18 protein-coding genes are annotated in these 26,491 nt (G+C 66.2%); 11 read left to right on the top strand and 7 right to left on the bottom strand.

The genetic code is table 11. The annotated features are described in order from the left end of the window. Nucleotides 1-29: 29 nt before the first annotated feature. Nucleotides 30-245, top strand: coding sequence for a hypothetical protein (locus tag AB0L63_RS05440; RefSeq protein ID WP_364494952.1), 216 nt, complete (start codon nucleotides 30-32; stop codon nucleotides 243-245). A 129-nt stretch (nucleotides 246-374) separates the two neighbouring features. On the opposite strand, the gene AB0L63_RS05435 is transcribed toward AB0L63_RS05440, so the two are convergent. Then, nucleotides 375-1,976, bottom strand: coding sequence for a serine/threonine-protein kinase (locus tag AB0L63_RS05435; RefSeq protein ID WP_364494949.1), 1,602 nt, complete (start codon nucleotides 1,974-1,976; stop codon nucleotides 375-377). Nucleotides 1,977-2,398: 422 nt separating this feature from the next. After that, entirely contained in the window at nucleotides 2,399-5,995 is a 3,597-nt protein-coding gene (gene metH / locus AB0L63_RS05430) for a methionine synthase (RefSeq protein ID WP_364494946.1), read from the bottom strand. 145 nt (nucleotides 5,996-6,140) lie between these two features. Here metH and AB0L63_RS05425 point away from each other — a divergent pair, with 145 nt between their 5' ends. The 9 genes from AB0L63_RS05425 to AB0L63_RS05385 all read left to right on the top strand — a co-directional run bounded on the left by AB0L63_RS05425 (nucleotide 6,141) and on the right by AB0L63_RS05385 (nucleotide 20,838). Further along, on the top strand, nucleotides 6,141-7,034 hold the full coding sequence (locus AB0L63_RS05425; RefSeq protein WP_364494943.1) for a PAC2 family protein: 894 nt from the start codon (nucleotides 6,141-6,143) through the stop codon (nucleotides 7,032-7,034). A gap of 99 nt (nucleotides 7,035-7,133) precedes the next feature. Next, nucleotides 7,134-9,740, top strand: coding sequence for an AMP-binding protein (locus AB0L63_RS05420; protein ID WP_364494941.1), 2,607 nt, complete (start codon nucleotides 7,134-7,136; stop codon nucleotides 9,738-9,740). 478 nt (nucleotides 9,741-10,218) lie between these two features. Beyond that, complete coding sequence (locus AB0L63_RS05415) at nucleotides 10,219-11,412, top strand: XRE family transcriptional regulator (RefSeq protein ID WP_364494938.1); 1,194 nt, start codon at nucleotides 10,219-10,221, stop codon at nucleotides 11,410-11,412. A gap of 47 nt (nucleotides 11,413-11,459) precedes the next feature. After that, nucleotides 11,460-11,750 (top strand): hypothetical protein, encoded by a 291-nt coding sequence (locus AB0L63_RS05410; protein ID WP_364494935.1) that lies wholly within the window; start codon nucleotides 11,460-11,462, stop codon nucleotides 11,748-11,750. A gap of 205 nt (nucleotides 11,751-11,955) precedes the next feature. Next, nucleotides 11,956-12,198: a hypothetical protein gene (locus AB0L63_RS05405; RefSeq protein ID WP_364494933.1), complete on the top strand. Its 243-nt coding sequence runs from the start codon at nucleotides 11,956-11,958 to the stop codon at nucleotides 12,196-12,198. 189 nt (nucleotides 12,199-12,387) lie between these two features. Beyond that, a complete protein-coding gene (locus tag AB0L63_RS05400; protein ID WP_364495661.1) occupies nucleotides 12,388-13,875 on the top strand; it encodes a TIGR02677 family protein in 1,488 nt (495 codons plus the stop codon). Continuing rightward, entirely contained in the window at nucleotides 13,875-15,290 is a 1,416-nt protein-coding gene (locus AB0L63_RS05395) for a TIGR02678 family protein (RefSeq protein ID WP_364495658.1), read from the top strand. Before AB0L63_RS05400 ends, AB0L63_RS05395 begins: the two co-directional genes overlap by 1 nt. 3 nt (nucleotides 15,291-15,293) lie before the next feature. Beyond that, complete coding sequence (locus AB0L63_RS05390) at nucleotides 15,294-19,505, top strand: TIGR02680 family protein (RefSeq protein WP_364494929.1); 4,212 nt, start codon at nucleotides 15,294-15,296, stop codon at nucleotides 19,503-19,505. A 19-nt stretch (nucleotides 19,506-19,524) separates the two neighbouring features. Continuing rightward, complete coding sequence (locus tag AB0L63_RS05385; protein ID WP_364494926.1) at nucleotides 19,525-20,838, top strand: MFS transporter; 1,314 nt, start codon at nucleotides 19,525-19,527, stop codon at nucleotides 20,836-20,838. Between the two features lie 4 nt (nucleotides 20,839-20,842). Here the strand turns inward: AB0L63_RS05385 and AB0L63_RS05380 are convergent, their stop codons facing one another. From AB0L63_RS05380 to AB0L63_RS05370, 3 genes are all read right to left on the bottom strand, one after another. Further along, a complete protein-coding gene (locus AB0L63_RS05380; RefSeq protein WP_364494924.1) occupies nucleotides 20,843-21,448 on the bottom strand; it encodes a M15 family metallopeptidase in 606 nt (201 codons plus the stop codon). A gap of 418 nt (nucleotides 21,449-21,866) precedes the next feature. After that, on the bottom strand, nucleotides 21,867-22,070 hold the full coding sequence (locus AB0L63_RS05375; protein ID WP_364494921.1) for a hypothetical protein: 204 nt from the start codon (nucleotides 22,068-22,070) through the stop codon (nucleotides 21,867-21,869). 54 nt (nucleotides 22,071-22,124) lie between these two features. Beyond that, entirely contained in the window at nucleotides 22,125-23,801 is a 1,677-nt protein-coding gene (locus tag AB0L63_RS05370) for a fumarate hydratase (protein WP_364494919.1), read from the bottom strand. A 256-nt stretch (nucleotides 23,802-24,057) separates the two neighbouring features. On the opposite strand from AB0L63_RS05370, the gene AB0L63_RS05365 reads away from it, so the two are divergent. After that, nucleotides 24,058-24,528, top strand: coding sequence for a MarR family winged helix-turn-helix transcriptional regulator (locus tag AB0L63_RS05365; protein WP_364494916.1), 471 nt, complete (start codon nucleotides 24,058-24,060; stop codon nucleotides 24,526-24,528). Nucleotides 24,529-24,537: 9 nt separating this feature from the next. On the opposite strand, the gene mftD is transcribed toward AB0L63_RS05365, so the two are convergent. Both mftD and mftE read right to left on the bottom strand, forming a co-directional pair. Then, nucleotides 24,538-25,731: a pre-mycofactocin synthase MftD gene (gene mftD / locus AB0L63_RS05360; protein WP_364494913.1), complete on the bottom strand. Its 1,194-nt coding sequence runs from the start codon at nucleotides 25,729-25,731 to the stop codon at nucleotides 24,538-24,540. Continuing rightward, the gene (mftE, locus tag AB0L63_RS05355) at nucleotides 25,728-26,456 is read right to left on the bottom strand and encodes a mycofactocin biosynthesis peptidyl-dipeptidase MftE (RefSeq protein ID WP_364494910.1); all 729 of its coding nucleotides are present in this window, start codon (nucleotides 26,454-26,456) and stop codon (nucleotides 25,728-25,730) included. The genes mftD and mftE overlap by 4 nt, the downstream gene beginning before the upstream one ends. Nucleotides 26,457-26,491 lie beyond the last annotated feature (35 nt).

Below are 26,491 nucleotides of genomic sequence, written 5' to 3'. Positions count from 1 at the left end.
AATCTGCCGGGAAAACAATCTACCCGCTCGTGAGCGAGCTCGCCGCCGACGGGATCCCCGTGGTGGTGACGTGTCGGGTGTTGAAGATCGCTCGCCAGCCCTACTACCGGTGGCGCACCGCACCGGTCACCGCGACCGAGGTTGCCGAGGCCTATCGGGCGAATGCCCTGTTCGACGCCCACCGCGACGACCCGGAGTCGGGTACCGATTCCTCGCCGACGAAGCCGGCGGCGCGGGTGAGGTGATGGCCGGGCGGACTGCGTGGCGGATCTGCTCATCGAACAGGTGGTGGAGCGTGTTCGGTAAAATCCGGGTCGGATGCGATTCAACGACGCCGGTCTGCACAGCCGAGTGTCCAGTGCTACCAACATCAGCTACGCACTGGAGGCTGCGATCACAAGCCGACCATTGTCCGAACCTACTTGGATCCACCGATTCTCCGTGGTCGTGGTGCCGTCGGTCTTGACGTACGTCAGTGCGACAGTCGCCGCATCGCTGCCACTTGGTGTAGTGCCATTGACCCGAACCGAACGGATGGTCGACCAGAAAGCCGCGTACGCGCTGTAGCCGCCGGTCTGCGCCTGGTAGCCGGGCGAGAGTTGGGACCAGGCGCCCTGCACATTGCCTGGCAACGTCCCGTAATAGCCGGAGATGAATTGGGCGATGTTGTCAGCGCTGGGTGGGCCGAAGGGCGTGATGGTCGTGGCGGGTGGACGGCTGGTCGTCTGCGCCTCCGGCTGCCCCGGTTGGATCGCGATCGGCGACTCCGATCCGCTCGGCACGGACGTCGGCGTCGGCGAGCCGACCGCGGTCCCGCCCGGGTTCTCCTTGTCCAGCGACGACACTGTGACCGCGGCCAGCACCAGCACCGCGACCGCGGCGGCCCCGGCTACCGCGATCAGACGGCCACGACTCTGCGCTCCGTCACCGCCACCGCCACCGCCACCGCCACCGCCAAGCAAGGTGCCGCCGGAATTCGGCGGCGCGGGCGGCGACGCGACGGTGCCAGCCGGTGCCGACGCCCCCGCGCCTCCGACGATCTGTGTCGCATCCTCCGTCGCTGCCCCGGACTTGTTCAAAACGGTGGTCGCGCCCGCATCCGCGCCGGGTGCGGGCAGCACCTCGGTCACCGTCGGCGTGGTCACCAGTGCCGGCGGGCGGCCCGCAGCAACGGCTTCCAGCGCGTCCTTGGCCTCGCGCATATTCGGGCGGCCATCGACGGAGGCGGCCAGCAGCCGCATCAGCACCGGACCGAGTTCTCCCGCGTGCTGCGGCGGCGGCACCTGCGCTCGCGCCGCGGCATGGAGGACCGCGAGTGCGTTATCGCCCTCGCCGAAGGGCGGACTGCCCTCGACTGCCGCATACAGCGTGGAGCCGAGCGCGAAGACATCCGAGGCCGGTTCCGGATCCTCGCCGCGCGCCACCTCCGGCGCGAGGTAGGCGGGGGTACCTGCCAGGAATCCGGTCGCGGTGACCGTCACGTCACCGACGGCGCGGGAGATGCCGAAGTCGGTGATCTTCACTGTGCCGTCATCGCCGACGAGCAGATTCGCCGGTTTCACATCCCGATGCACGATGCCTGCATCGTGTGCAGCGGCCAGCGCGCCCGCGGCCTGGGCCCCGATGCGGGCCACCTCGGTCGGCGCAAGGGTCCGCTTGCCCGCCAGTTTCGCGGCGAGGCTCGGCGCGTTCATGTACTCCATGACCAGCCAGGGCTGACCGTCCTCCTCGGCGACATCGAAGACGGTGATCGCGTTGGGATGGTGCAGTCGCGCGGCGATGCGGCCCTCCCGCATGGCCCGCAGCTTGGCTTCCATGGCCTGGGACGGGGTCAGGCCGGGTGCCAGCAGCAACTGCTTCACCGCGACCGTACGGCGCAGCCGGACGTCGGTGGCGCGCCACACCACACCCATGGCACCGGTGCCGACCGGATCCGTCAGCCGATACCGTCCAGCGATCAACCGGTCCGCCGTCATCGTGTTGTGCCTCTCCTGCTTGCCCGCCGAGCCAATTCCGCACTCCGCGCGTAAGCGGAAACCCTCGAAAATGCTACGCGCCGAAGTCCTTTACACCCGAATTGCCGCAGGATGTTCGCATCCGCCGACTGCCCCGGATGCAGTTGCAACAGTCCCGACTTTGTCATACCCAACCGACATCCCTCCACCGCCGTGCGACCCCGAAGGTAATGGCCCAGGTCAGCGGCGCGCGGCTGACCGATACCCCCGCGCGTCGCGAGCCCTCGTGTCGTCGCGCACCGCGCTCGGCCGCAAATGATCTCACATATCACGAGGAAATCAAGGCCGGCACCGCACCGGTCGAACCGATTCCGGTGCGGTGAGAATCACACCGTCCGAGCCGGTCGGATAACGAATTCCGGCAGAAACAGACTGGTCAGCACTTACGCGTTGAAGTACTTGGCCTCCGGATGCAGCAGTACGAACGCATCGGTTGACTGTTCCGGATGTAGCTGCAGTTCCTCGGACAGTACGACGCCGATGCGGTCGGCTTCGAGCAGGTCGACCAATTTCGCGCGGTCCTCCAGATCCGGGCACGCGCCGTAGCCGAAGGAGTAGCGCGCACCGCGGTAGCCGAGCTTGAAATACTCCTGCACATCCGACGGGTCGGATTCGGCGATCGAATGTCCTTCCAGCACCAGCTCTTCGCGGACTCGACGGTGCCAGTATTCGGCGAGCGCCTCGGTGAGCTGGACACCGATGCCGTGCACCTCGAGGTAGTCACGATAGTTATCGGCCGCGAACAGCTCATTTGCGAAATCGGCGATCGGCTGACCCATGGTGACCAACTGGAACGGCAGCACATCGACCTGACCGATTTCGCGTGCGCGTTCGCGCGAGCGGATGAAGTCCGCAATGCACAGGAACCGGTCACGTTGCTGGCGCGGGAAGGTGAATCGGTAGCGTTGCGGCGCATCCGGATCGGGCTCGGTCAGCACGATCACGTCATCGCCCTCGGAGACCGCGGGGAAATACCCGTAGACGAGCGCCGCATGCTGTAGCACGCCCTCGGTGGACAACCGGTCCAGCCAGTACCGCAACCGCGGCCGCCCCTCGGTCTCCACCAACTCCTCATAGCTCGGGCCCGCATCGCCGCGCTGACCGCGCAGACCCCATTGACCGAGGAATAGCGCGCGCTCGTCGAGCAGTCCCGAATACTCGTGCAGCGAAACGCCTTTCACCACCCGGGTGCCCCAGAATGGCGGCACCGCGACCGGCAGATCCGCGGCCACATCGGAGCGCGCGGGCACCTCGATCGGCACCTCGGCCGCCTTACGCTGTTCGGCGATCCGCTTGGAACGCTCGTGCCGGGCCTTGCGCTCGGCCGCCTTCTCACGTTCCGCGATCGCAGCCGGGCTGTCCGGATCGAGGCCGCCGCCGCGCTTGCGGGTCATGATGTCGTCCATCAGCCGCAGGCCCTCGAAGGCGTCGCGGGCGTAGTGCACGTCGCCGTGATAAACCTCGGTGAGATCGTTCTCGACGTAGGCGCGGGTCAGCGCCGCACCGCCGAGCAGCACCGGGAACTGGTCGGCGACCCCCTTGGCGTTGAGCTCCTCCAGATTCTCCTTCATCACCACGGTCGACTTCACCAGCAGACCGGACATGCCGATCACATCGGCCTTCTTGTCGACCGCGGCGTCGAGAATGGTCGCGATCGGCTGTTTGATGCCGAGGTTGACGACCTCATAGCCGTTATTGGACAGGATGATGTCGACCAGATTCTTGCCGATATCGTGCACATCGCCCTTGACGGTGGCCAGCACAATGCGCCCCTTACCGCTGTCGTCGGTGGCCTCCATATGCGGTTCCAGATAGGCCACCGCCGCCTTCATCACCTCGGCCGACTGCAGCACGAATGGCAGCTGCATCTGGCCGGAGCCGAACAGCTCACCGACCGTCTTCATGCCCGACAGGAGCGTCTCATTGATGATCCGCAGCGGCGGCACCTCGGTCATGGCGGCATCCAGATCGGCCTCTATTCCGGCCTTCTCACCGTCGACGATCCGCCGCTCCAACCGCTCGAACAGCGACAGCGCCGCCAATTCCTCCGCGCGCGAGGCCCGCGAAGACGAGGCCGACACACCCTCGAACAGCGACATGAGCTTCTGCAACGGGTCGTAATCCGCGCGGCGGCGGTCGTAGACCAGGTCCAATGCGGTCTCGCGCTGTTCTGCCGGGATGCGGGCGATCGGCAGAATCTTCGAGGCGTGCACGATGGCGGAATCCAGTCCGGCCTGGACACATTCGTGCATGAATACCGAATTCAGCACCTGGCGTGCGGCGGGATTGAGTCCGAAGGAGATATTCGACAGACCGAGGGTGGTCTGCACCTCGGGGTGCTTCAGCTTGAGCAGCCGGATGGCCTCGATGGTTTCGATGCCATCGCGCCGCGACTCCTCCTGGCCGGTGCCGAGGGTGAAGGTCAGCGTGTCGATGATGATGTCGCTTTCGCGCAGACCCCAGTTGCCCGTGATATCAGCAATGAGCCGCTCGGCGATCTGCACCTTCTTCTCGGCAGTGCGGGCCTGGCCCTCCTCATCGATGGTCAATGCGACCACCGCGGCGCCGTGCTCGGCGACCAGCTTCATCGTCTGCTGGAACCGGGATTCGGGACCGGCACCGTCCTCGTAGTTCACCGAGTTGACCGCGCATCGACCACCGAGATGCGCCAAACCGGCCTGCAGGACCGGGGTTTCGGTGGAATCGAGCATGATCGGCAGAGTCGAGGCGGTCGCCAGCCGCGACGCCAGCGCCGACATGTCCGCGGTGCCGTCACGTCCGACATAGTCGACACACAGGTCCAGCATGTGCGCGCCGTCGCGGGTCTGGTCCTTGGCGATATCGAGGCATTTCTGCCAATCCTCGGCGAGCATCGCCTCGCGGAATGCCTTGGAGCCGTTGGCATTCGTGCGCTCGCCGATCATCAGGACGGAGGCATCCTGTGCGAACGGCACCGCCGTGTACATGCTCGACACGCCCGGCTCGTGCACCGGTGCGCGGCGCTCGTCCAGCGGCGGCAGCGTCGGTTCCACCTCGCGCACCGCCGCGGTGACCTGGCGAATATGTTCGGGCGTGGTACCGCAGCAGCCGCCGACCAGCGCGAGCCCGAATTCGGATACGAAGCCGCGCAACGCGATTGCGAGCTCTTCGGGGGTCAGCGGGTACTCCGCGCCGTGCGCGCCGAGCACCGGCAGACCGGCATTCGGCATGACCGACACCGGCACCGTGGCATGCCGGGACAGATGGCGCAGATGTTCGCTCATCTCATCCGGACCGGTGGCGCAGTTCAATCCGATCATGTCGATGCCGAGCGGCTCCAGCGCAGTGAGCGCCGCACCGATCTCACTGCCGACCAGCATGGTGCCGGTGGTCTCCACCGTGACGTGAGTGATGATAGGAATCCGCCGCCCCAGCTTGACCATCGCGCGCCGACTTCCGGTCACCGCGGCCTTGGCCTGCAGCAGGTCCTGGCAGGTCTCGATCAGAATGGCGTCCGCACCGGCCTCGAGCATGCCGAGCGCGGCCTCGGTGTAGGCATCGCGCAGCGCGGTAAAGGGGGCATGACCCAGTGTCGGCAGTTTGGTGCCCGGTCCCATCGAACCCAGCACATAGCGCGGGGTACCGTCCGCGCTCGGCCCCATCTCGTCAGCGACCTCGCGGGCCAGGCGGGTGCCGCGCTCGGCAAGATCGCGAATCCGATCAGCGATATCATAGTCGGCGAGGTTCGGCAGATTGCAGCCGAAGGTATTGGTCTCGATCGCATCCGCCCCGGCTTCGAAGTACGCGCGATGGATATTGCGCAGCACATCCGGGCGAGTGTCGTTGAGGATTTCGTTACAGCCCTCCAGACCACGGAAGTCGTCCAAGGTCAGCTCGGCCGCCTGCAACATCGTGCCCATCGCTCCGTCGCCGATCACGACACGCCGACGGAGCGTGTCGAGAAAGGTGGTGTCGAAGGCGGCTGAGCTGGACGTAGACATGTGATCAAGCGTAGTGGGCCGCCACGACATACCGAACCGTCGCATCAGTGTCGGACGCCACACCTGCCCAGACAGATGAACGGACGGTGCCGCGCCGACTACGCAAATTCAACGCCGCGTGCTCACACGCCGTAGGCTGACCGGGGTGAACTCCAGTGAATCTCCGGTATCGCCCGAGCCGGAACTGCCGACTTTGCGCGATCCTGTGCTGGTCGCCGCCTTCGAAGGCTGGAACGACGCGGGTGATGCAGCCAGTGGTGCCGTCGAGCATCTGGAACTGATCTGGGATGCCGAACCGCTGGCCGAACTCGACTCCGAGGACTATTACGACTACCAGGTCAATCGGCCGACGGTACGTCAGGTCGACGGTGTGACCAGGGAAATCCAGTGGCCCTCCACCATGCTCTCGGTCTGCTCGCCACCCGGCAGCGATCGCGATGTGGTGCTGCTGCGCGGTATCGAACCCAATATGCGCTGGCGCAGCTTCTGCACGGATCTGCTCGAGTTCATCGAACAACTCGGTGTACAGACCGTTGTCATACTCGGCGCACTGCTCGCCGATACTCCGCATACCCGCCCGGTGCCGGTCACCGGATCGGCCTACAGCAAGGAAGCCGCCGAGCGCTTCAGCCTCGAGCAGACCCGCTACGAGGGACCGACCGGTATTACCGGAGTGCTACAGGATCAGTGTGTGAAGGCGGGCGTACCCGCTGTCTCGTTCTGGGCGGCCGTGCCGCATTACGTCTCGCAGCCGCCGAATCCGAAGGCGACCATCGCACTGCTGCACCGCGTCGAGGATGTGCTCGATATCGAGGTGCCGCTCGGCGAGCTGCCCAAACAGGCCGAGGACTGGGAGACCGCCGTCAACGAGATGACCGTCGGCGATGACGAGATCAGCGAGTATGTGCGTTCGCTCGAGGAACGCGGCGACGCGGCCGTCGATCTCAATGACGCAATAGCCAAGATCGATGGTGACGCGATCGCGGCCGAATTCGAAAAGTACCTGCGCAGGCGGGGTCCGGGTAGCTTCGGGCTGTAATCGGTTCGCACCATTGCGGTTCGGGTTCGGACAATTCACCGAAAGTTCGCCATGGGGCCCCGCATAGGTATGGCAAGGCTTACCATCTAGACTTCCCGGGTGACTATTCACCGGATCGTCGCGCACCTTCGCAGTTTCGATGACCGGATCGCCGTCCTCTGCTCTCGACCTCCAGCGGCGGCCATCACAGCAGCGGAATCGGTGCCGGATGGTTTGGGCCGGATCACCTATGTGCAGCTGGCGGCACGTGTCGAGGGGTACGCGCGGCAGCTCGGAGCGAACCGGCGCCTCATCGCGCTCGCGGCGCGCAACGATATCGACTCGCTCGTCGCGTATCTCGGCGCGCTCAGCGCGGGCTGCGTCGTTCTACTCACCGCGGAGATCACCAGCGATTTGCTGAACACCTACGATCCCGATGTCGTGATTGATACGGGCCCGCCACGGATTCGGCGGGCCCGCTCCGCGCATCGTCTGCATCCGGAGCTGGCGCTGCTGCTGAGCACTTCGGGGTCGACCGGTTCGCCGAAGCTGGTGCGGTTGTCCACGGCCAATCTGCTGTCGAATGCGGACGCCATTGCCGAGTATCTGGCCATCGATGCCGATGATCGCGCAGCGACGACCCTGCCGATGTTCTATTGCTACGGACTGTCGGTCGTGCACAGCCATCTGCTGCGCGGCGCGAGCCTGCTGCTCACCGACCGCTCGGTCCTCGACGACGAATTCTGGGTTCAGTTCCGTCGCTACGGCGCAACGTCTTTCGCGGCGGTGCCGTACACGATCGATCTGCTCGAACGCATCGGCTTCGCCGAGATGACACTGCCAAGCCTGCGCTACCTCACCCAGGCGGGCGGGCGTCTCGCGCCCGCGCGGGTCCGCGACTACGCCGAGTTGGGCAAGCGGGCGGGCTGGGACTTCGTCGTCATGTACGGCCAGACCGAGGCCACCGCGCGAATGGCCTATCTGCCACCGGAACTGGCCGCCGAATATCCGGACTGCATCGGCAAGCCGATACCGGGCGGCCGATTCACCCTGGAGCAGGTACCGGATGCCGATGACGAGGAACTGGTCTATCACGGGCCCAATGTGATGCTCGGCTATGCCGAGGACTCACGCGATCTCGCCCTGGGCCGCACGGTCGAATCGCTGCGCACCGGCGATCTGGCCCGGCGCACACCCGACGGGCTGTACCAGGTGGTCGGCCGACGTAGCCGGTTCGCCAAGCTCTTCGGGCTGCGCATCGATCTGCAGCGGCTCGAATCCGGTTTGGCCGCAGCCGGTTTCACGGCCTGCTGTACTGATAGTGGCGACCAGTTGGTCGTCGCCGCCGAATATCCGGCGGATTCGCTCGCCGCGACCGCCGCCGAACTGTCCGGTCTGCCCGCGGCGGCCATACGCGCGTGCCCGGTCGAGGAGATTCCGCGCCTGCCCAATGGCAAGGCCGACTATCCGGCGATACGCCGGCTCGCCGCTTCCGAACCCGAGCTGCCCGTGCGCGATATCCGCGCGCTCTATGCCATTGCCCTCGGCATCGATCCCGCGCTGGTCCGGCCCGAGAGCACCTTCGTCGATCTCGGCGGCAACTCACTGACCTACATCACCACCTCGACCCGCCTCGAGCGAGCACTCGGCCGACTGCCCGCGAACTGGCCGAACCTGACCATCGCCGAACTCGAACGGATTCCGGACGGGCACCGGGCATTCGGTCGGACAGTAGACACCCCGACCTTATTGCGCGCCGCCGGTATCGTGCTGACCGCGGGCTCGCATATCGGCATGTTCGTGCTCTGGGGCGCGGCACATATCCTGCTCGGTGTCGCCGGGTTCAACTTCGCCCGGTTCGCGGTCACCCCGACCCCGCGCGCCGAACGGCTGCGGCACGCACTGCGCACGGTGGCGCTCATCGCCATCCCGACCGCCGCCTGGGTGGCGCTCACGCTGCTGTTCACCGACTATTACGGCTGGCAGAACGTGTTGCTGCTCAACAAGATTCTCGGACCGCGCGACAGCGATACCGCGGGGCACCTGTGGTTCATCGAGGTGCTGGTGCTGTTCATGGTCGTATCCGCACTGTTGGTGCGGGTGCCATTCATCGATGCCGTACAGCGCCGCGAGCCGTTCTGGTTCGCCATGGGACTGGTCGGGTTCACCATGGTGTTCCGGTTCTGGTCATTCGGACTCTACCCGGCCAAGGATGTGCCGTTCTCGCCACTGGCCTGCTGGTTCTTCGCGCTCGGCTGGGCGGCTGCGAAGGCTACGACGATCTGGCAGCGGCTGTTGGTGAGCGCCGTGCTGCTGGTTTCGGTGCACGATTACTTCGGCGTTCCCGATCGCGAGCGGCTGGTGATATCCGGGCTGCTGCTGTTGATCTGGCTGCCCGCGGTCCGGGTGCCCGCCTTGATGGCTCAGATCGCCGCGCTGCTGGCCGACAGCTCGTTATTCGTCTATCTGCTGCACTGGCAGGTGTATCCGGCATTCGGGCAGCACCATGTCGCGGCGCTGCTCGCATCCCTCGCGGCCGGTGCGGTCGCAACCTGGGTGGTGGCGAACCTGCGACGCAGATCAATCCTGGTGCACAGCTTCTTCGCCAAGAGCCTCGTCCCGAAGCGCGCAGCTCTCGATGGTCCACACCTGCGCGGCCGCGTCCTGGGCCAACTTCGCGATCAGAATGTCTCGCGGAATCGTCTGGCCGGCAAGGTGATCGAGTGACGGCACCACCACATGATGCGCGTCCGCCCGCTTGAGCTCCTGGGTCAGCTCGGCGAATGCCGTGCCGTCACCGGAAGTCGATTCATGGAATGTTGCGGCGAAGCAGAGCCCTTCCTCGCGGGCGAGGCTGCTCATCGCATCCTCTAGCTCTGCACTGTGGCCATCGGCCAGATCGTCACGCAAGTAGCCATAGATCAACGCTTCCACCCGAACCTCCGTTGGATTGGGGATCTCTCGCTGTTCTCTTATGTGGATCACCCCCGTCGCCGAGGGGCACCGCGTACTTGCAAAGCAGACATACTTACATCTGGAGCGTGGCAAACCTTCCGCGCCCATATCCAGCATGTCGGACGCAAAACTGCGAGTGCAGGTGTCAACCCGGTGACATCTGTATGCCCTATCCGGGCCGCTGAGCGTTAACTGATGCGATACTACCGACGTGGCCGCTGGAGACGATCGACCCGTCTGGGCTGTCCGAATGCGCTCCGAACGCGATGCGCGGGGGTGGTCACAAGCCGACGCCGTCCGTGTCATGCGCACGAAGTCTTCGCACAACCTGCCGACGGACAGTACCCTGCTGCGTAATTGGCGACGCTGGGAGTCGGGAGAGTCGCGTCCCGACGACTTCTACGCCCCAATCATCGCCGCCGCATTCGATACGGTTACCGCCGCGTTCTTCCCGAAGAACCGTCCCAACCGCGACGATGAACTGCTCTCGGCAACCGGGATGGACACTCTCGAATTCATTGGCAGGCTGCGGATGTCCGACGTCTCCACGGCCACCCTCGATGCCATCCGCATCACCGCCGAGCGGCTGTGTTGCGAATATCCGATCGCCGATCCGCACGATCTGCATACCGAGGGCACATCCTGGCTGCGCCGCATCACCTCGTTGCTGGACGGCAGACTGACGCTGGCGCAGCATCGGGAAATCCTCGTACTGGCCGGTTGGGTTGCGCTGCTGGTCGGTTGCGTGGACTACGACCTCGGTCGGCGCACCGCCGCGGAAGCCACTCGCCGCGCCGCCTATTCGCTCGGCCAGGAAGCGGGCAATGCCGAGATCACCGGCTGGAGTGCGGAAATGGCGGCCTGGTTCGCGCTGACCCAGGGCAACTATCGAGGCGCGATCGAAGCGGTCGCCCCGGCGTTGACGACCTGCGCCACACTCGGCGTCGGAGTTCAGTTGTGCGCACAGCGTGCGAAGGCCTGGGCCCGGCTTGGGAATCGACGCGAGGTTGAAGCGGCGCTGAACCAGGGGCGAGCTATCCTCGACCGACTCGACCACCCGACCAATCTGGACAACCATTTCGTGGTCGATCCGCAGAAGTTCGACTTCTATGCGATGGACTGCTATCGGGTCGTGGGCGAGGATCTGCTCGCGGAATCCTATGCGCGCGAAGTCATCCGCCACTCGACCCGCGCCGACGGCACGATACGCAATCCGATGCGGGTGTCCGAGGCACACCTCACCCTTGCGGTGGTCGCGGTGCGCGGCCGCGATCTGGAACTCGCGCTGGACGAGGGGATGCGGGCCTTCGCGGGCAAGCGTCGGTCACTGCCGTCACTGATGTGGATCGCGGGCGAGGCGGCACGCGAAATCATCGAGCGCTATCCCGGCGATCCGCGCACCCGGGTGTATCTGGATCAGTTGCGGACCTTGTCCTGCGAGTGATCATTTCGGCGTACGTTTGACTCATTGCCAGTGGTAAAGCGTGGGCGATGAATCGGGTACTCGACCTACTCGATGCGTCCGAACCCGAACTGCTGCTGCAGATTTCGCTTTCGCGAACGCCGCTGCGCGATCTGGATATCTCCGTTGCCCGCTTCGGCGCCGACGCGACACAGGACCAGCGCTGCGAAGTGTTGTCGGCCATCGATACATTGCTCAGGCTGACACTATTGACCACCGATATCTCGTGGGGCCCCCGGATCGCCCAGGCCCTCGATGCTCACCGAGGTGCCGATCGGATCCGGCGCCACACCGCGCCCATGCGATGCGAATCGCCCTAATCTCTGCTGATTTCCGGGATTTCGACGATTACAGCGCGACTTGCGGACAGCTACTCGCCGCGGGCCGGCCCAGCCGAGCAGTACTTGTTCGGCGGTATGCTCCGCGGCCTTCGCCCATTCGGTCCCTGTGCTGTCCAGCAGTGCCCTGAGTTCGTCCTCGAGCAATTCAGCTGAACCCACCCATCACGGCCGGATTCGGAATCTAGTGAGCCGGATCTCCTGGCGCCGCGCGACGGTGGTGATCGTGATTCCGATGTGGGGATTCGGGCAGCGGCCGATATTTGTCGCCGCACCGATACGAGGCGCGCGAAGTGCCGTCGCGCGCTCATTGCTCACCGTCGCAATGCCGCAGAGTTCGCAGGTGATCGCGCTGTACAACATCGCCATCGTGTCGAAGGACAGTCTTACCGCGCAGGTCGGTGACCTCAGCCCGAAGGTGCTCGAGTAGGTCGAGATCGGGCTGCGGGCTCGATTCGACCTATGAGTCACCAAGTGGCGAACAGGTGCAAAACGGACGCGGCCACGCCGAATGGGGGTCGGTCTCGACACCTGCGACCGACCCGCTACTACCCTGTTCCCGGTGACCGACTCCGTTGACGGCCTGCCGTATGCCGCGCCCGCACTGTGGGATAAACGGTTGCGGCTGTTCTCCTTCGCCACGGCCGAGAAGCGGGCGGAGTATCTGTGGGTGCTGCGGGCGTTCGACAGTGCGCGAGCGGCGTATGTGGTGTTGCTGCACGCCGACGATGTCGCGACCTGGATCGAACGCAGTGCGCCCGATGCGCCGCGGCTGATCGGCGCGGAGATCGGGCCGCTGCTGGATCAGCTGCATCAGTGGGGTGTGGTCGAGCGCAGCTATGACGGGACGCGTGCCGCGACGCTCGCGGAATATCGGAACCGGCACTACGTCTATCAGCTGACCCAGGCCGGGTTCAAGGCATATCGCGCGGTCGCGGGTGTGCTCGAGGCGCGGCTGGACGAGGCGGCACTGTCGCGACTCGTCCTGCCCGAACTGCTCGCGGATCTCAATGCCCTCGCCGAGGCGAACAAAGCCGGTGATGCGGAGCGCGTGTACCGGACGCTGCGCCGGCTGGATGCCGCACTCTCGGATATGGCGGCGCGGGCCGCGCACTTCTACCTCTCGCTCGGCGATATGGTTCGCACCACCGAGATCACGCCGGAATCGTTCCTGGCGCACAAGGATGCACTGCTCGCGCATATGCGCGAGTTCAGCATGGATCTGGCTCGCTTCGCGCCGCGCCTGGCCGCCGCGATCGGCGACATCGAGGAGACCGGCGTCGACGAACTCATCGCGCGGGCGGCGCGTTGTGACGAACGGGTGCTGCTGAGTCCGGCCGAGCGGCAAGCGGATTGGCGGGCGCGCTGGCAGGGGCTGCGAACCTGGTTCGTCGCGACGGCCTCCGATATTCCCGGCGAATCGTCCGCGACCGAGGCGGATCGGCTGCGGGAGGCGACCATGAGCGCCATTGCCGCCGTGCTGTCGCTGCTGCGGCGGGTCACCGAGACCCGTAAGGGCGGGGTGAGTCGCGAATCGGCGCTGCGCCATCTTGCCGGCTGGTTCACCGCCGCGCCGACCACCGACAGCGCGCACGCACTTTTCGATGCCGTCTTCGGTCTCGGCCGGCCGCGTCATATTTCGCTGGAACATCCGGATGCGGATCTGATTCCCGCGATCCGCTCCTGGTGGGAGGCGCCGCCGCTGGAAATTTCACGCACCCTCGCCGAGACGGGCCGACCGCCGCAGGCCGGTGCCCCCGCCCGAATTCAACGCAATGACGCGGGAATTCGCCGACTCCGCGAGGCGCAGCTGGACGCGCAGCGCGCCCGCGCCGAGGCCGCCAAATCCTTGGCCGCCGCTTCGGTGCACGAGCGCGTCCTCGACGAACGAGAGACCGAGGTGCTGCTGCGCCTGCTCGACGCCGCGTCCACCGCCTGGGTTCCGGTCAGTGGCCGCATCGAGGGCACCACCGGCTCGGATAGCGGCGTCACCCTCACCGTCTCCGAACATCCGGGTTCGACGGTGGTCCGCACCGCACACGGCCTGCTGCATTTGAACAACCGCCGCCTCGAGGTGAAGCAGTCGACCCGCGGACGGCGCGGATGATCAACGCCCGCCGCATCGACTCCCTCGCACTCGACAACTATCAGCGCGCCGCCCGGGTGATCCTGGCCAACCACCTGGTCACCCGGACCTATCCGGATCGGATCGCGCTGCCGCTGATCCGCCGCTGGGCCACCGAGCTCCGCGAGGATTTGGCCGAGTTGTTCGGCTATCGGCTCGAGGTCACCGAAACGACGGCCCGGGTCTTTCCGGTCATCGATCGGCTCGACTCCGGCAAACCAGCCCGCGCGGTCACCGAGCGCGTCTTCGACCGCCGCCGCTATGCCTACCTGGCCTTGGCGCTGGCAGCGCTCGGCCGCGCGGGCGATCAGATCACGTTGTCGGAGTTGGCCGATCAGGTCGCCGCCTATACCGGCCGGGTCGACGGCCTCGAACTCGCACCCGACCGCGCCGCCGATCGCGATGCGTTCGTCGATGCCGTCGGCTGGCTTGCGCATCGGGGCGCGCTCACCTTGGCCGATGGCGATGCGGGTGGCTGGGCGGCCGATCCGGAGGCGGGCGAAGCGCTCTATGACATCGACCGACCGGTGGTCTTTGCACTGTTCCGACCGCCGCGCGCGCTGCAGCACCTGCACAGTGTCCGTGGTCTGTTGACCGAGGACGCGCTCGCGCACGGTCCGGCCGCGAATGCGCAGGCCGCCGATGCGGCGCGGCGGGTGCGGCGCGGTCTCGTGGAGCGTCCGGTGGTGTATGTCGAGGATCTGGCCCACGACGAGCGTCCGCTCTTGCTGCAGGATCGGGTCGTCGCGGATGTCGAACTGTTCACTGGGCTGCGGGCCGAACGCCGCGCCGAGGGCGTCGCATTGATCGATTTGTCCGGACGTCTCTCCGATGTCCGTTTCCCGGGCACTGGGACATTGGCGCAGGTGGCGCTGCTGCTGGCCGGTGAGATCGCCGATCGGGTCCTCGATATCGACAATCCGGTACCGGTGCGACCCGGTGCGCCGGATCCGGCCGTCGGGCTCGCCGAACAACTCGACCGTGCCATCCCGGAATCCACGGTATTCGTCCCGCTCGCCGATCTCCCGTCGACCGATCCCGAGGTGGTGGAAGAGCTTTCCGATCTCGATGCGGAGGCGATGGCGCACGTGCGCGCGACGTACCCGTTCGTCGAAGCGAGCTGGGTCGGCGAGACCATGCAGGCGCTGACCGACCGCTACGGTCTCACCTTCGCGGCGCAGTGGCAGGCCGATGTTCCCGGGCTGACCAGGGAGGTGAGCGCCCTGTTGGAACGACTGCGGCTGGTCCAGGTGGTCGCGGACGGTCTGATCATTCTGCCCGCCCTGGCCCGCTACCGCGGCGCGGTCGTCACCGTCCGCACCAAACGGGCTGCCGAATTGTTCGTCACCGCCGCCGACATGGTCGGGGCCGATAGCGTTGGCACGGAAGGGATTTAAACCATGTCGCTCATCCATGGCGGAGTGCGGTTCGTCCCGACCCGTGCCGGAATCATCAACCTGTGGGATTACCGCGACCAGGAATACTGCTTTGCCGACGGCAGGCTGGTACTGCGTGGGCCCAATGGTTCCGGCAAGACCAAGGCACTCGAGGTGCTGTTCCCGTTCGTGCTCGACGGCCGGATCGAACCGCGCAGGCTCAATCCGTTCGCGGGTGAAGAGCGCACGATGAAGTCGAACCTGTTGTACCGCAAGCAGGAATCCGCGTATTCGTATGTGTGGATGGAGTTCGCGCGTGGTAAATGGGACGATCCCGAGGTCGTCACCATCGGCATCGGTATGCGCGCCAGCCGGTCTTCCGACAAGGTGACGCGCTGGTATTTCGTCGCCGACGGGCGCGCGGGCGTCGACTTTTCCCTCATCGGCCCCGACGACCGGCCGCTGACCCGCAAACAGTTGGCCGAGCAGATCGGCACCGATGCCATCGTCGATCGACCAGTCGAGTACCGCAACGCGATCGATGCGCGCATGTTCGGTCTCGGCACCCAGCGCTACGACCAGCTGATCAATCTCATCCTCACACTGCGCCGTCCTCAGCTCGCGAAAAACCTTGATCCGCGCGGACTTTCGCAGGCACTCACCGATGGCCTGCGCCCGCTCGACGAACAGCTGATCCTGGACGCGGCGCGTTCGTTCAGCGATATGGAGGAAGTCGGGCGCACCCTGGAGGGGCTGGTCCACGCCGATACCGCCACCAGGTCTTTCGTCGATGTGTACCGCAAATACCTTGTGGTACAGGCGAAGACCGATGTCGATCAGGTGCGGACCCGCCTCGACGCAGTGACGCACGCCAGCACCGCCCTCTTCGCCGCCACCGCACTGCGCGAACGTCGCGAGGCCGAGCGCACCACCGCCGAGGCGCGCGCCGACGATGCCGACCGCGCCTACGAACAAGCGCTCTCCGATCGGGAAACCCTGCAGCGCTCCAGCGCCTACGAGGGCAAACAGCAACTCGACGATCTCGCCGACGCGGTCCACCGCCTGGAGACCTCGGCCGGTGTGCACAAGGACAAGGCGCTCAAAGCCCGGCAAACCCTCGACCAGCGCAGCGCGGAGGCCGAACGCGCCAAGGCGGCCGTACAGAATGCGGCCGCCGCGCTGGCCCGCGGCGAGGACGAATTGCGTGCTGCCGCCGAGGAGGCGGGCATCACCTGGGCCGGATCGGCCGATCAGGGGCGCGGCGATCAGCTGACCGCGGCAGTTCGCGGACATGCCGAGGAACGCGACGCCGACGTCCGCGCGGTCCGTAAGGCGCTCGGTCTGATGGATTCGGCTACGGCCGAACGGAATCGGGCCGAACAGCTCGCCGCACGCGCCAGGGCGCTATGCGAATCGGCCGCCGCCGAGGTCTCGGCCGCCGAGGCGGCCGTTGTGCTCGCACGCACCGAAGCCGGTGGTGCACTGCGCACTTGGTGGGAGGCGCATCGAGAGGGGTACTCCCCCATTGGGAAGGGCCTGTACGAGGCGCTCGACGCCGCATTGGCCACCGTGGGCTCCGATGAGGCTGCCGGTGTCGCCGAGGTTTTGACCGAACGCGCCGAACCGCTGCTCGAGGACATCCGCACCCGCCGTCAAGAAGCGCGCACCACGGCCGCGCTTGCCGGTGACCGGCTCGTCGAACTCAATGCCGAACGCGATGCGGTCGCGGCCCAACGTGACGAGGCCCCACCGGTTTCCGCCGCTCGTGCGCGGAATGCACAAGGCCGTCCCGGTGCGCCGCTGTGGCGACTGATCCGTTTCGCCGATTCGGTGACACCCGCGCAGGCCGCGGGCATCGAGGCCGCACTGCAAGCCGCGGACCTGCTCGACAGTTGGGTCTGCACGGAATCCGAACGGCCGGAATACACTTCGGACCAGTTCCTGGTTCCCTTGCCGGCCAATGCGCGGCCGTCCGGTCGAACACTGGCCGATGTCCTTGTCGTGGAGGATGATTCGGCCGATCTCATGGTGTCGAAGCACATCGTCGCGGACGTGCTGGCCTCCATTGCCCTCTACAACAAGGACGCCGAACTCGGCACTGAGGTCGCGGTCAGCACCGCCGGCGGATTCCGCCAAGGCGTCCAGGTCGGACGCCACCACAAACCCGACGCCGAATTCATCGGCGCCACCGCCCGCGCCAAACGCCGGGAAATCCGACTCGCCGAGTTGGCCGCCGCCATCGAGGCCGCCGAACAGACGCAGCGGCAGGCTCGGGCCGACGAGTCCGCGGCGAGCGCCGAACTCACGCGGATCTCCGCCGCCGCCAAGGCATTGCCGCGCCCTTCGGCCGTTACCGCCGCCCTGCGCGCGGTTTCGGAAGCCGCGGGCATGATGCGCTCGCGTTCCGAGGCCCTCGACCAGGCCGAACGCGACCTCGACCAGGCGGTGACCGAGGCGTCGGCGGTCGAGAAGAAGCTGCGCTCGGTCGCCCGGGCGCATCGCACTCCGCGCGAGGCCCGCGAGATCGATGCGCTCGCCGCCGCCATCCGTCATTTCGAGAACGCCGGGACCGGCCTATTGCGCCTGCGCGCCGACCACGAGCGGGAGCGCGAACGCGAACGCGAAGGTTCGGACCGCTTCGATGAGGCCCGCGATCTGGCCGAGGCCTTCGCCGAGGAGGCCGAGGCCGCCAATGCGGGCTACCAGGAGCAGCTGCGCAAACTCGACACCCTGCGCGAGGCGCTCGGCGCGGGTGCCGCCGATATCGATCGCGAACTCGACCAGGCGCGCGCGAAAATCGAGGCGACCAGGGCCGAGCAGAAGGCCGCCCGCAAGGCGGCCAATGCCGCGATCGAGGCGGTCGGTGATGCGGAGGCGGCCTACCGCACCGCACACGAATCGCTCGGCACCGCGCTCACCGAGGTCCTGGCCGACGTGAAAGCCCTCGCCCCCTACGCCCAACCGGATCTGCTCACCTTGCTCGGCGCACCCCCGGGCAGCCGTTGGCCGAGCAGCGATGCCGCCTGGTCGACCCCCGAGCAACTGCTCTACCGCATTTCGGCGGCCGGGCCGGAAGTCGAACCCCAGGTACTGCCGGATGAGGTGGCCGAGCTCTTCGACAACCTCACCACCGCAACATCTTCGGTGCGGGCCGGCGAGGCGGCCCGCAAATCCACACGCAGTGCGGTGACCTCCGCACTGCAGGAATTCGATGCCGCACTGGCCGCTTCCGGCCGCGACTACCGGCTGCAATGGGATGCCGCGGACGGCCTTACCGTCGTCCAGGTACAGGATGACAACGGGCTATCGGCCCTCGCCGATTTCGCCACCCGCATCGACTCCGCCCGCCGCGATCAGGAACTGCTGCTCACCGACGCCGAACGCCGGATCCTCGAGGACGCGCTGCTCACCGGCTTGGCCCAGCAGATCTACGAACGCACCAGCGATGCCCGCGATCTCATCGCCCGCATGGGTGCGGAGATGAAGCAGCGGCGCATGTCCTCGGGCAATACCATCGGCGTGCACTGGGTGCTCGCCGATTCGCTCTCGGATGCGGCCCGCGCCATGTGCAAGCTGTTGGATCGCGACGCCTCAGCCCTCGTCGCCGATGATCTGGCGGCCATCCGCGCCCACTTCGCCGCCGAGATCCGGGCCGCGCGCGCTGCGCATCCGGAGCGTTCCTACCCCGAAATCCTGGGCGCGACACTGGATTACCGGACCTGGCGGGTGTTCTCCTTCACCCTTATCTCCGCCGACGGCAGCGAGGACAAGCTGACCGTGGCCAGGCACAGTGCGCTCTCCGGTGGTGAACAGTCGGTCTCGCTGCATCTGCCGCTGTTCGCGGCCGCGCACGTCATGCTCGACTCCGCCGATCCGCAGGCGCCGCGACTACTCGCACTGGACGAAGCCTTCGCCGGTGTCGACGATAACGGTCGCAGCGAATTGCTCGGCCTGAGTGTGCAATTCGACCTCGACCTGTTCATGACCGGTTACGACCTGTGGATCACCTACCCGCACGTCCCCGGCTGCGCGCATTACGATCTCGCGCATTCGGCCGCCGAGAACACCGTCAGCGCGACGCTGCTGGTGTGGGACAGTGGCGATCTGCTGGCCGAACACGATGGGACCGATCTCACCGCCGCACTCGGATCCCCCAACCGCCGCCGCGTCCCGAACTCGATCGAGGGCGGGCTGGCGTTGGACAATATGCCGGGTACCCCGGCCTCGGTCGGCTGAATCGCGAACGGATAAGACAGTGCCTTCGAGCTCCACCCCGCACCACCGCAAGGTCGCCCTCGCCACGCTGGTCGGCACCACCCTCGAGTGGTACGACTTCATGCTCTACGGCACGGCATCCGCGCTGATCTTCAGTAAACAGTTCTTTCCCACGCTGAGTCCCGCCGCGGGAACGCTGGCGGCATTCAGCACTTTCGCCGTGGGTTTCGGGGCGCGACCGATCGGCGGTCTGCTCTTCGGCCACTTCGGTGATCGGATCGGTCGCAAGATCACCCTGGTGGTCTCGCTCTTTCTGATGGGTGTGAGCACCCTGCTCATCGGGCTGATCCCGAGCTACGGGAGCATCGGATTCTGGGCGCCCGCACTGCTCGTCGCGCTTCGACTACTCCAGGGCGTCGGACTCGGCGGTGAAGGTGCGGGCGCGGTGGTGCTATCGATGGAGAATGCGCCGCGGGGACGGCTCAACCGGTATGCCAGCTTCCCGCAGATGGGCACACCGGCCGGGCTGATCCTGGCCAATGCGATCTTCCTCGGCACCAGTGCGCTGCTGCCGGATTCGGCCTTCCTGAGCTGGGGGTGGCGAATTCCGTTCCTGTTCAGCGTGATTCTCGTCATTGTCGGGCTCTGGGTTCGGCTCGGTATCGCCGAATCCGCGGACTATGCCGAAATCGTCCAACGCGGCGAAGTCGCGTCGTTTCCGCTTCGCGACGCCCTCCGGGTGGGCGCGGCGCGGCTGCTGCTTATTCTGTTCGCCGCCATCGCGACCTCAGCGGTCGTCTATATCTTCATGGTTTTCACGTTGACCTATGGCACCAAGGCGCTCGGCTTCAGCCGAGACTTCCTCCTACTCGGCGTCATCGTTTCCGCCGTTGTCTGGTGTGCCACCATGCCCTGCTGGGGCTCGCTCGCCGACCGCTACGGCACGCGTCGGATATTCCTCGCGGGCACCGCCGCCCTGACGGTGTGGTGTGCGGTGTACTTCCCGCTGCTGAACACCGGCAACGGGGCCGTCGCATTCCTGGCGCTACTCGGTATGGGCGTGACGCTGCCGATCGCCCACAGCGTCGGCGGCATCATCATCGCCGAACTGTTTCCCCCCTCGGTCCGCTACTCCGGCACGTCACTGATCGTGCAGGTCTCGGTCGTTCTCGGCGGTGGCCTCGCCCCGCTCATCGCAACCGCACTGTGGACCGCTGGCTCGACCTCGGCGGCGGTGACCTGCTACATCGTTGCCGTCTGCGCGCTGAGCGCGATCAGTACGGCGGTGCTGATCCGGGCGCTGCCGAACCGGGCAGCGCAGGCGCAGACCTCGACGCCTGTATCGGTCCGCTGACCGGCTACCGCCCGGAAGAGCCGCTGAGCCACGGCGGGAGCGGGATCGACGGCAGCATCGGGAGGACGGGCGGGATCGGCAATGACGGAGCCGGGGCGGCACCGCCTTCGCTCGCATCCACGCGCAGTGCCGGGCAGGCGCCGCCCGGGGCGGTGGCGAGTTCGAAATGCCACCATTCGTTCTGATAGATCCGGCACAGGCCCCAGCGATTCCCATTCGCCTCCAGCCACTGCGCCCCGTCCTGCGGCCCCACGTCGATCGCCCGGCCCCGCACATGCGTCGATTCATTGGGTGGCAGCACCCACCGGCGCGCCTCCTCGGGACTGCCGTAGGTCCGCACGCCGTCGTCCCACAGCGCCTGCTGCTCGGCGGGCGTGCGGTAGCCGGAGTTGATGTACAGCGCGACCCCTTCGGCATCCGCCTGGTTCTCGGCCTGCATATACGCCGCGGCGAGCCCCGGCTCCAGCCCCTCAGTCCCGCTGGCATTGCCGGCCACCTGCTCGACCGGCGCGGCCGTGGCGGTAGGCATGGCCAGCCCAGCCGCAACGATCACCGGGAACAGCCCGGCGGGTATACCCAGCAGGGCACGGGCACGAGGCGTTAGCAACATGTCAGCGATAGTAACGGCCCCCGCGGGCCGCGGACCCGCATCTACTCCCCTGCGGCCCACACGCCGCCGCCGATCACCGTTAGCAACACACCGGCGAAGGCGAGGACACCGCCGTGTCCGAACGGACGTCATTCACATAGCTTTCCACATACACACAGCACAATAAATCACCAATGTCCGAAACATCCTGTGCCACGCCCGATTTGTCGCAGCGGAAATCCTGCTGTCCACAATGTATTCCAGAGTTGTGGAGCACGATCAACAATCCACAGCAACCCCCGAGAAAACGCAACCCATTGCACCGCAGACCATTCCGCCGCGACACCGTAGCCGCTGACGCAGAACGGGTGGCGATCGCACACAAGTAACAACTGTGCGTGATAGCCATCCGCTATATTTGATGCCGATCGGCTAGATGTCAGGGGCGTACGGAGTGGATACCGCGGATCGCTTCGGCCGCTTCACGATTGCAGTCGATGTGCTCGACGATCTCCGGAACGCGCACCCGCGCGTAGGCGATGGCGAACTCGATGCCGCGGGAGTGCGTCGCTCCGGCGGCAGTGCCACCTCGCGAACGGGGTGGCATTCCGGTGTCCGGACATGTGCCCTGATGACTGACCATTTCGAGCGCCCCACCGGCACTAGCCAGCGGCCGAACGCCGGGTTCGAAAACTGCTCAGACGCGTTCTTTCGAACGGGTGCGCACTCGCAACGCGATCGGCTTCTGCGTTTCCGCGAAGAAATCGTTGCCCTTATCGTCCACGACAATGAATGCCGGAAAATCTTCGACCTCGATCTTCCAGACCGCCTCCATACCCAGCTCCGGGTACTCCAGAACTTCAACGGATTTGATGCAGTCCAGCGCCAGTCGCGCCGCGGGCCCGCCGATGGAACCGAGATAGAAACCGCCGTGTTCCTTACACGCCTTGGTCACCTGGGCCGAGCGATTCCCCTTGGCCAGCATGACGAATGACCCGCCCGCGGCCTGAAACTGATCGACGTAGGAGTCCATCCGGCCCGCGGTGGTCGGACCGAACGAACCGGAGGCGTAGCCCTCGGGCGTCTTCGCCGGGCCGGCGTAGTAGACGGCCATCTCGCGCAGGTATTCCGGCATCGGCTCGCCTGCGTCGAGGCGTTCCTTGATCTTGGCGTGCGCGATGTCGCGGGCGACCACCAGCGGACCGGTCAGCGAAAGCCGGGTCTTCACCGGGTATTTCGACAGTTCGGCGCGGATCTCCGACATCGGCCGGTTCAGGTCGATCTTCACCACATCGCCGCCGAGGATCGAGTCGGTCTGCTCCGGCAGGTAGTGCGCGGGCTCGCGCTCGAGCTGCTCCAGGAACACGCCCTCGGGTGTGATCTTGGCCAGCGCCTGCCGGTCGGCCGAACAGGACACCGCGATGGCGACCGGGCAGCTCGCACCGTGCCGGGGCAGGCGCACCACGCGCACGTCGTGGCAGAAGTACTTACCGCCGAACTGCGCGCCGATACCGAAGGACTGGGTGAGCTTGAAAACCTCTTCCTCCAGCTCCAGATCCCGGAAGGCATGTGCCGCGAGCGAACCCTCGGTGGGCAGGGTGTCCAGATAGTGTGCGGAGGCGTATTTCGCCGTCTTCAGCGCGAATTCCGCACTGGTACCGCCGATTACGACCGCGAGATGGTACGGCGGGCAGGCGGCGGTGCCGAGCGAGCGGATCTTCTCGTCCAGGAACTCCAGCATGCGCGCGGGATTCAGTACGGCCTTGGTCTCCTGGTACAGGAACGACTTGTTCGCCGAACCGCCACCCTTGGCCATGAACAGGAACTTGTAGGACGGATGCGCGGGATCGCCCGGCGTGGAGTACAACTCGATCTGCGCGGGCAGATTGGTGCCGGTGTTCTTCTCGTCCCACATGGTGATCGGCGCGAGCTGGGAGTAGCGCAGATTCAGCTTGGTGTAGGCGTCGAATACGCCACGGCTGATCCATTCGGCATCGTCGGCACCGGTAAGCACACCCTCGGACTTCTTGCCCATCACGATCGCGGTGCCGGTGTCCTGACACATCGGCAGGATGCCGCCCGCGGAAATGTTGACGTTCTTGAGCAGGTCCAGTGCGACGAAGCGGTCGTTACCACTGGCCTCGGGATCATCGATGATCCGGCGCAGCTGCGACAGATGCGCGGGCCGCAGATAGTGACTGATGTCGTGCATCGCCTCGGCGGTCAGTAGCCGCAATGCCTCGGGTTCGACCTGCAGGAAGGTGCGGCCGTTGTGTTCGAAGGTGCTGACGCCCTCAGTGGTGATCAACCGGTACGGGGTGTCGTCGGCGCCGATCGGCAGCAGATCTGAATAGCGGAAATCCGGCGCGGTCACGGACGCACTCCTTATTCGGTCTCAGGGCTGACGCCCAGCCGGGGCCTTGGGCAGGTCTTCGGCAGGCTGGTCACGAGCACAAGGAGCGTATCCAGTGATAAGAGTCCGACCATTGCTTAGGCAACCCTCACTCGATGCATCCCAGCAAAAGGTTGCACGTTCAACCCCGCGGGTGCTACCTCTCAGATCTGGCAGTTGTCGTGCGACATCACACGACGGGACAATTCAATGACATGTCAGAGTTTGGAGCGCTCTCATGACCGATTCCCACTGGCTCGATGACATCGAAATGCGCGCATGGGTGGGATATGTGCGCACCAGGGACCTCATCGCCGCCGCGGTCGGGCGCGACTCATCCCGCGAGTCGAACCTCACCTACGTCGAATACTCGGTGCTTGCCTACCTAGCCGACGCACCCGATCACCGACTCACCTTCGCCGATCTCGCCGCCAAACTCGAATGGTCGCAGAGCAGGCTGTCCCATCAGATCACCCGCATGGAGAAGCGCGCGCTGGTCGCCAGGGAACCGATCCCGGACGACGCCCGCCGCACCGCCGCGCGGCTCACCCCGCGCGGCACCGACGTGCTGACCACGGCCGCACCCGCCCATCTGCAGAGCGTGCGCAGACATATGGTCGACGTGCTCGATCGCCAGCAATTGGCCGCCCTCGCCGATATCTACGACACGCTGCTCGCCCATCATCGAAGGGTTGCAGCTCCCGAATAGTCCGCCAGGTCAAGCCGACTGCACGACCGGATCCGGCACCCCCAATGCCCGTTCGAACCCGTCCGGCACCACCAGATCGCCCCGATCGAGATCACCGACACTGGTCTTGCGCAGTCCCAGCAGCGCCGAATCAATACCGCCACGCAGGATGTCGAGCACATTCTCGACACCGGCCTGCCCGTTCGCGGCGAGGCCCCACAGGTAGGCCCGCCCGATCATGACCGCGCGAGCGCCGAGCGCCACCGCCTTCACCACATCGCTACCGCGCCGGATGCCACCATCGAGCACCACCTCGAGCTGCGACCCGACCGCATCGGCCACCACAGGCAACGCCCGAATCGCGGCAGGCGTGCCGTCCAGATTGTTCCCGCCGTGATTGGAGACCGAAATCGCCGCGACGCCGGCATCGACCGCTCGCAGCGCATCGTCGACGCGCATTACCCCCTTGAGCATGACCGGTCCGTCCCACTGTTCGCAGATCCACGCCACATCCGCCCAATCCGGCGCGGGAGTCCCCATCCACTCTCCGTAGGCGCCGAAGAAGCCGGGCGCCGGACCGTCGCCGACGGCCATGTTCGGCGCGGTGAGATCCGGAATGTGACCGGAGCGAACATAAGTCGCGAGCCAGCGCGGCCGCGCCAGGGTCTGCGGCGCGAATTTCAGCATGGTCTTGAAATCCAGCTTCTCCGGGATCACCGGGCTGCCCCAGTCGCGCCCGTGCGAGAAGGACCAGTCCAGGGTCAGGATCAGACCGACCGCGCCCGACGCCTTGGCACGCGACATCCGTTGCAGGATGTCATCTTTCGAACCGCACCAGTACAGCTGGAAAAATGTCGCCGGATTCGCCGCGATGACCTCCTCGATGGGCTTGCTCGCGAACGAACTGAGCCCCATCGCGATCCCGCGCGCCGCCGCCGCACGCGCCACGGCCACTTCACCATCCGGATGCACCGCCTGCACACCGGTCGGCGAGATCAGCACAGGCATCGAAAGCTGCTGTCCCAGTAGGGTCGTCGACTGGTCACGATCACCGATCGGACCCGCGCAATGCGGTGCGAAGCCGAGTTCGGTGAAGGCCTGCTGATTTTCGTCGATGGTCTGGCCGCGCTCGGATCCGGCGATCAGTGCGCCGTACACCGACTTCGGCAGTCGTTTCTTTGCCCGCCGCTGTGCCTCGGCAACGGTTTCGAACCAGGGGTTCACAAGAGGGATCCTTTCGGGGACGCCACCGGCCACCACAGCCGGATCTGTTCATTCAGGTCAGTGGCCAGTTGGGTGAGCAGCGCGGCGCCCTCGTCGGCATTCGCGCCCGTGGGGTCGCCGAGGACCCCGTTGGCGCTCACCGCGCGCACGCCACCGGCGCGCAGCAGGGGCAGAATCTCGGCGAGCGGCCTCGGATCACCGGCGACGGCGCGTTCGGTCCGCACCGTATCCGGGCGCAGCGCCAACTGCATCGAGGTCTCGGCGCGGCCCGCATGCGGATCGCCTGGATAGCGCGGCATGTACACCCGCACGTCCCGGGATTCGGTGCGCAGCAACGCCTCCGCCCTGTGCAGCGGATCGAGATTGCCGCCGTGCCCGTTGACGAGCACGATGCGGTCGAAGGTGTCGGTGGCCGAACGGCACAACTCCACGATCAGCAACTCCAGCGCCGCCTGTCCGATCGACAGTGTGCCCGCGAAACCCGCGTGCTCACCGCTGGCCCCATAGGCGATCGCCGGTGCCACGAGCACATCCGAGCGTGCCTCGGCCAGCCGCGTGCACAATGCCAACGCGATATCGGTGTCGGTGGACAGCGGCAGATGTGGTCCGTGCTGTTCGGTCGCGCCGACCGGCACGGCGAGAATCGCGCCCGCAGCCGCTCGCGATCCGGCCTCCGGCCAGGTCAGTCGTGCGGCCGCGGTGTGTTTCGCGACACTTTCCAGCATGCCGCGAGATTATCGTCAGTCACTGACATAATCAA

The sequence above is a fragment of the Nocardia sp. NPDC051990 genome (assembly GCF_040680755.1).
Taxonomy (GTDB): Bacteria; Actinomycetota; Actinomycetes; order Mycobacteriales; family Mycobacteriaceae; genus Nocardia.
Note: the sequence above shows the minus strand (reverse complement) of the source record. Positions and strands in the feature narration are given on the sequence as shown.